The organism is Oleiphilus sp. HI0061, assembly GCF_001635675.1.
The window spans coordinates 1-5,071 of sequence record NZ_LWFE01001180.1 but is presented as its reverse complement, the minus strand read 5'-3'; the positions used below and the strand labels follow the sequence as shown (position 1 = coordinate 5,071).

The window sequence follows — 5,071 nt, the reverse complement described above, 5'->3', positions numbered from 1 at the left end:
TATGTCGGATATAAAAACAAATGTTGATGAGCTCGATGTTGTTAAGCTAGCTGCTTACCTTGCAGACAATATCGAAGGCTTTTCTTGGCCGATTAAAGCAACAAAATTTGAGGGGGGGCAGTCAAACCCGACTTTCAAGCTGTCTTCTCCTTCGGGGGACTTTGTTCTAAGAAGGCAGCCTCCAGGCAAACTGCTCAAATCTGCTCATGCAGTCGACAGAGAGTTTCGAGTCTATCAAGCGCTAGCAGATTCTGACGTACCGGTGCCTCGCATGTATCACCTATGTGAAGACCGGGAAATTATCGGCTCCATGTTCTACGTAATGGAGTATTGCGCAGGCAGTATCTTCTGGGATGCCGCCTTGCCAGAACTAGCGTCAAATGAAATGCGAAGCGCCGCATACGAGCAAATGGGCGATGTACTAGCTGCGATTCATAGTGTCGATTTAGACAGTGCAGGATTGAGTGATTATGGCAAGCCAGGGAACTATTTTGAGCGCCAACTATCTCGCTGGAGTCAGCAATATAAAGCATCTGAAATTAAGCCGATTCCAGCAATGGATCAATTGATCGCATGGTTAGAAGAAAATCTGCCCGAAGATGACGGCCGTGTTTCCTTAGTTCACGGTGACTATCGCCTCGACAATATGATGTTTTCAAGTGCCGCTTTGCAGTCTGGTGAAGTTAGTATTTTGGCCGTATTAGATTGGGAGTTGTCTACATTGGGTCATCCTTTTGCAGACTTGGCATACCAATGTATGCAGTTGCGTATGCCTGCTAGCGGCGGGCAAAAGAAGCCGGGTCAAATGAGTGGGTTAGCAGGTATTGATCGCACAAGCCTAGGTATTCCAACTGAAAAAGAATATGTTGCACGATATTGCAAACGTATGGGAATCGACAAGATTGATCACTGGGCATTCTATCTAGCCTTTAGCTTCTTCCGTTTAGCCGCGATCGCACAAGGCGTCGCGAAACGAGCATTAGACGGAAACGCTTCCAGTAAACAGGCCGGTAAAGTCGGAGCTTATGTGCCACTTCTGGCAATGGGCGCGTTGGCCGTGATTAAAGAAGAAAGCTAATGTAGGCAGAGCCTTACATGGCTCGCTAGCGGACTAGCACGGGGTTGACCCCTCTGCCTACAAATAGATTTTCCAAAATTAGGAAATATAAATGAAAGCAATCGTATGTGAAGAGTTTGGTCCTATAGATACCTTGGTATTTAAAGACGTCGAAGCGCCTGAGCCGGCTAAAGGCGAAGTTCGTATTAACGTTAAAGCGACAGGCGTTAACTTCCCTGATGGCCTTTTAGTGCAAGGCTTGTATCAAGTTCAACCTGAGCGCCCCTTTATACCCGGTATGGAATTTTGTGGCGAGGTGGAATCGCTTGGCGAAGGGGTTAAGCACTTGAAGGTTGGCCAGCGACTAATCTGTAGCAGCCAAAAATATGGAGGCTTTGCTGAGCAGGCGGTTGTTAATTCAAAGTTAGTCATGCCTATTCCCGATGAGATGAATGATATTGATGCCGCCAATATCATGTGTGCTCATGGCACGGCTCATCATGCCTTAAAGCAACGCGCTCGATTGAAGTCAGGTGAAACGCTAGTCGTGCTGGGTGCAGCAGGCGGAACAGGCTTAGCTGCCGTGCAAATCGGCAAGGCGATGGGGGCCAAGGTTATTGCAGTGTGTTCCTCTCAAGATAAGCTAGAAATCGCCAAGGAACAAGGTGCCGATGAGCTGGTTAACTATAAGGAACAAGATCTCAAGCAAGCGCTAAAAGATCTGACAAAAGGCAAGGGCGTAGATGTCGTTTACGATCCGGTTGGTGGCGAGGCATTTGATGCTTGCACAAGAGCGATGGCTCGCAATGGTCGTTTGCTTGTCATCGGCTTTGCATCAGGCACCATTCCCAAGCTACCAGTTAATCTCGCCTTGGTGAAAGAATACAGTGTGATAGGTGTATTTTGGGGCAGCTTCGTCATGCATGAACCTATGGTCTTCCTGCAAAATATGCAGGAGCTTTTTGCCTGGCATAAAGATGGCAAAGTATCGGTTGTCACCGATGAAGTCTTTACTTTAGCAAACACAAAAGAGGCATTAGCCAAAGTCTTTAACCGAGAGGTTAAAGGTAAGGTTGTTGTGGTAGCGGAGTAATATGGTTAATCAAAGGGGTCAGACTCGATTGATTCCACCACAGAGCACACCGAGCGGCCTGCGGCCTCCACAGAGAAGGTATTAGAACTTAGGTTGAGTGTTTATCTTTTCTCTGTGACGCGAAGCGCTCTGTATTCTCGGTGGTTTAAGTGCTTAGTGTTTAAATATTTTCTAGAACTAATAGGTAAAAACATGGCTACAAATTTATTTGATCTAACAGGAAAAGTTGCACTGGTAACGGGCGCAAGTCGTGGTATCGGTGAAGCGATTGCGAAGCTATTAGCAGAGCAGGGCGCACACGTTATTGTTTCAAGCCGCAAGGTAGATGACTGCCAGTTGGTTGCCGATGCGATTACTGAGGCGGGTGGTTCCGCTGAAGCCTTAGCATGCCATGTCGGTGATATGGGGCAGATTGAATCATGCTTTGCTCATATCGAAAGCAAGCACGGCAAGCTCGATATTCTAGTTAACAATGCAGCAGCCAACCCATACTTTGGCCATATTCTTGATACAGACCTAGCGGCCTATGATAAAACTGTTGATGTAAATATCCGTGGTTACTTTTTTATGTCAGTCGCTGCAGGCAAATTGATGAAGAAAAATGGCGGTGGTGCCATCGTCAATACTGCTTCAGTTAATGGCTTACAGCCCGGCATGATGCAGGGGATTTATTCTATTACCAAAGCGGCGGTTATCAATATGACTAAAGCCTTCGCGAAGGAATGTGCACCGCTGGGTATCCGTTGTAATGCTATTTTGCCTGGCCTGACTAAAACCAAGTTTGCCGGGGCGTTATTTGCTAATGAGAAAATGCACAAAGCCGCAATGCAGATGATTCCTATGCATCGTCATGCAGAGCCAGAAGAAATGGCAGGTACGGTACTTTACCTCGTATCTGATGCAAGCTCCTACACCAACGGCGAGTGTATTGTCGTTGATGGTGGACTAACGATCTAAATTAAAAAATGTAATCACCGAGATCACAGAGCAGCCTGAGGCCTACACCGAGAAAATATTTGTATAATAATATGTACTTTTTTTGTCTTCTCTGTGAAGCAAAGCGCTCGGTGTTCTCTGTGGTGAATTCATTTTTTAGTTTTAGTAATACCTATTAATTCAGAGATAAACTATGGATAACCTACTAGATTTTTCAGAAAAGGTAGCATTGATTACCGGCGCTGCCAGTGGCTTTGGTAAAAGCCTAGCCGAAGAGTTAGCCAAGCGCGGAGCGAACTTAGTGCTAGCTGACTTCAACGAAGAAGGCTTAACACTGACAAAGCAGGATTGTGAAACCCTAGGCAGTAAGGTTATTGCCTTAACGGGTGATATAGCTGAAGAAGCGCATTCTGAAGAACTCGTAAAGGCTGCGGTTGATAATTTTGGCAAGCTTGATATTGCTGTTAACAATGCTGGTATCGCTCCTAAACTGGGCCCATTGGTTCACCTGGACGGCCCAACGCTTTCTCGTCAGTTAGATGTTAATACTAAAGGTGTCGCGTTTGGCCTGAAGCATCAGTTAAGAGTCATGGCTGCTCAAAAAGAGGGTGCGATTCTGAATGTAAGTTCCATGGCAGGTTTAGGTGGAACGCCGATGGGAAGCTCCTATGGCGCTGCCAAGCACGCTGTAATAGGTCTAACTAAAACGGCCGCAGTTGAATGTGGGCCTATGAATGTTCGAGTTAATGCGATTTGCCCCTTCTTTACGTCAACGCCGATGGTTGATAATCCAACGATGAATCCGAATGATAATATCGAAGAGGTCAACAAGAACCTTGCGCGCGGCTGTCCGATGAAGCGTATCGCACGAGTTGAAGAAATTGTGAATGTCATGGTCATGATACTGTCACCAGCGAATAGTTATATGAACGGTATTGCTATACCGGTTGACGGCGGCATGTCAGCCATGTAATTTCAAAGGGGTCAGACTCGATTGAATTTCAATCGAGTCTGACCCCTTTGAAAATAAGCTATAAAAATAATAGGAAGAGGTCATGAGTACAAAGCGCGAATTCGATGTGATCATATGGGGAGCAAGTGGTTTTACAGGCCGCTTAGTTGCCGAATACTATCTAAATACCTACGGCCTCGATGGCGAACTAAAATGGGCAATGGCTGGACGCAACCAAACCAAGCTTGAAGAAGTTCGAAAAGGCTTAGGTAACGATAACATTCCTCTTATTCTTGCCGATAGCCACGATACGGCTAGCCTGAATGAACTGGCAAAACGTACTAAAGTCGTCTGCACAACGGTCGGTCCTTACGCTAAATATGGAAACGAGTTAGTCGCCGCGTGTGTCGAGAACGGCACTGACTATTGCGACCTGGCCGGCGAGACGCAATGGATTCGTCGCATGATCGACAAGCACCACAAAGCGGCAAAAGAAGCCGGTTGCCGGATTGTCCATTGTTGTGGTTTTGACTCGATTCCTTCCGACATGGGTGTGTACTTTCTTCAGCGTGAAGCAAAACATCACTATGGCGAATATTGCTACCATATCAAGATGCGCTTAAAAGCTGCAAAAGGGGCGATGAGTGGCGGTACCTTTGCCAGTATGAATAATGTGATGCTCGAAGCGAGTAAAGACCCTGAAGTTAAGAAGGTGATCTTCAACCCTTATGGTTTGAACCCTCAGGGGGAAATGTCGGGCCCTGATAAGCCAGATATGCAAAGCGTTAAATACGACTCTGACCTAAAAGCTTGGATCATGCCTTTCATCATGGCGGCAATAAATACGCGCGTTGTTCGACGCTCTCATGCTTTGAAGTCTTACCCGTATGGAAAAGACTTCCTTTATGATGAAGCGATGATGAGCGGCAAAGGCTTTACTGGAAGAGCCAAAGGTTATGCTGGCTTATTGACCTTAGGCTTGATGATGGCAGGTAAGCCGGGGTCTTGGTATAAAAATACAATTAATCGCTTT

General features: G+C 46.3%; 5 protein-coding genes. All 5 read left to right on the top strand.

Annotated features, from left to right (window positions below):
• The first annotated feature begins 1 nt into the window (after position 1).
• Positions 2-1,078, top strand: a complete 1,077-nt coding sequence (locus A3735_RS18170) for a phosphotransferase family protein (RefSeq protein WP_068638421.1) — start codon at positions 2-4, stop codon at positions 1,076-1,078.
• Positions 1,079-1,169: 91 nt separating this feature from the next.
• A complete protein-coding gene (locus A3735_RS18165) occupies positions 1,170-2,150 on the top strand; it encodes an NADPH:quinone oxidoreductase family protein (RefSeq protein WP_068506707.1) in 981 nt (326 codons plus the stop codon).
• Positions 2,151-2,342: 192 nt separating this feature from the next.
• On the top strand, positions 2,343-3,107 hold the full coding sequence (locus A3735_RS18160; RefSeq protein ID WP_068506705.1) for an SDR family oxidoreductase: 765 nt from the start codon (positions 2,343-2,345) through the stop codon (positions 3,105-3,107).
• Between the two features lie 172 nt (positions 3,108-3,279).
• Entirely contained in the window at positions 3,280-4,059 is a 780-nt protein-coding gene (locus tag A3735_RS18155; protein WP_068506703.1) for an SDR family NAD(P)-dependent oxidoreductase, read from the top strand.
• 82 nt (positions 4,060-4,141) lie between these two features.
• A partial coding sequence (locus A3735_RS18150) for a trans-acting enoyl reductase family protein (protein WP_068638419.1) occupies positions 4,142-5,071 on the top strand: 930 nt, incomplete at its 3' end.

Coding starts and splice junctions, on each gene's coding strand:
- A3735_RS18160 (WP_068506705.1), top strand. CDS start 2,343: ATGGCTACAAATTTATTTGATCTAACAGGAAAAGTTGCACTGGTAACG.
- A3735_RS18155 (WP_068506703.1), top strand. CDS start 3,280: ATGGATAACCTACTAGATTTTTCAGAAAAGGTAGCATTGATTACCGGC.
- A3735_RS18165 (WP_068506707.1), top strand. CDS start 1,170: ATGAAAGCAATCGTATGTGAAGAGTTTGGTCCTATAGATACCTTGGTA.
- A3735_RS18170 (WP_068638421.1), top strand. CDS start 2: ATGTCGGATATAAAAACAAATGTTGATGAGCTCGATGTTGTTAAGCTA.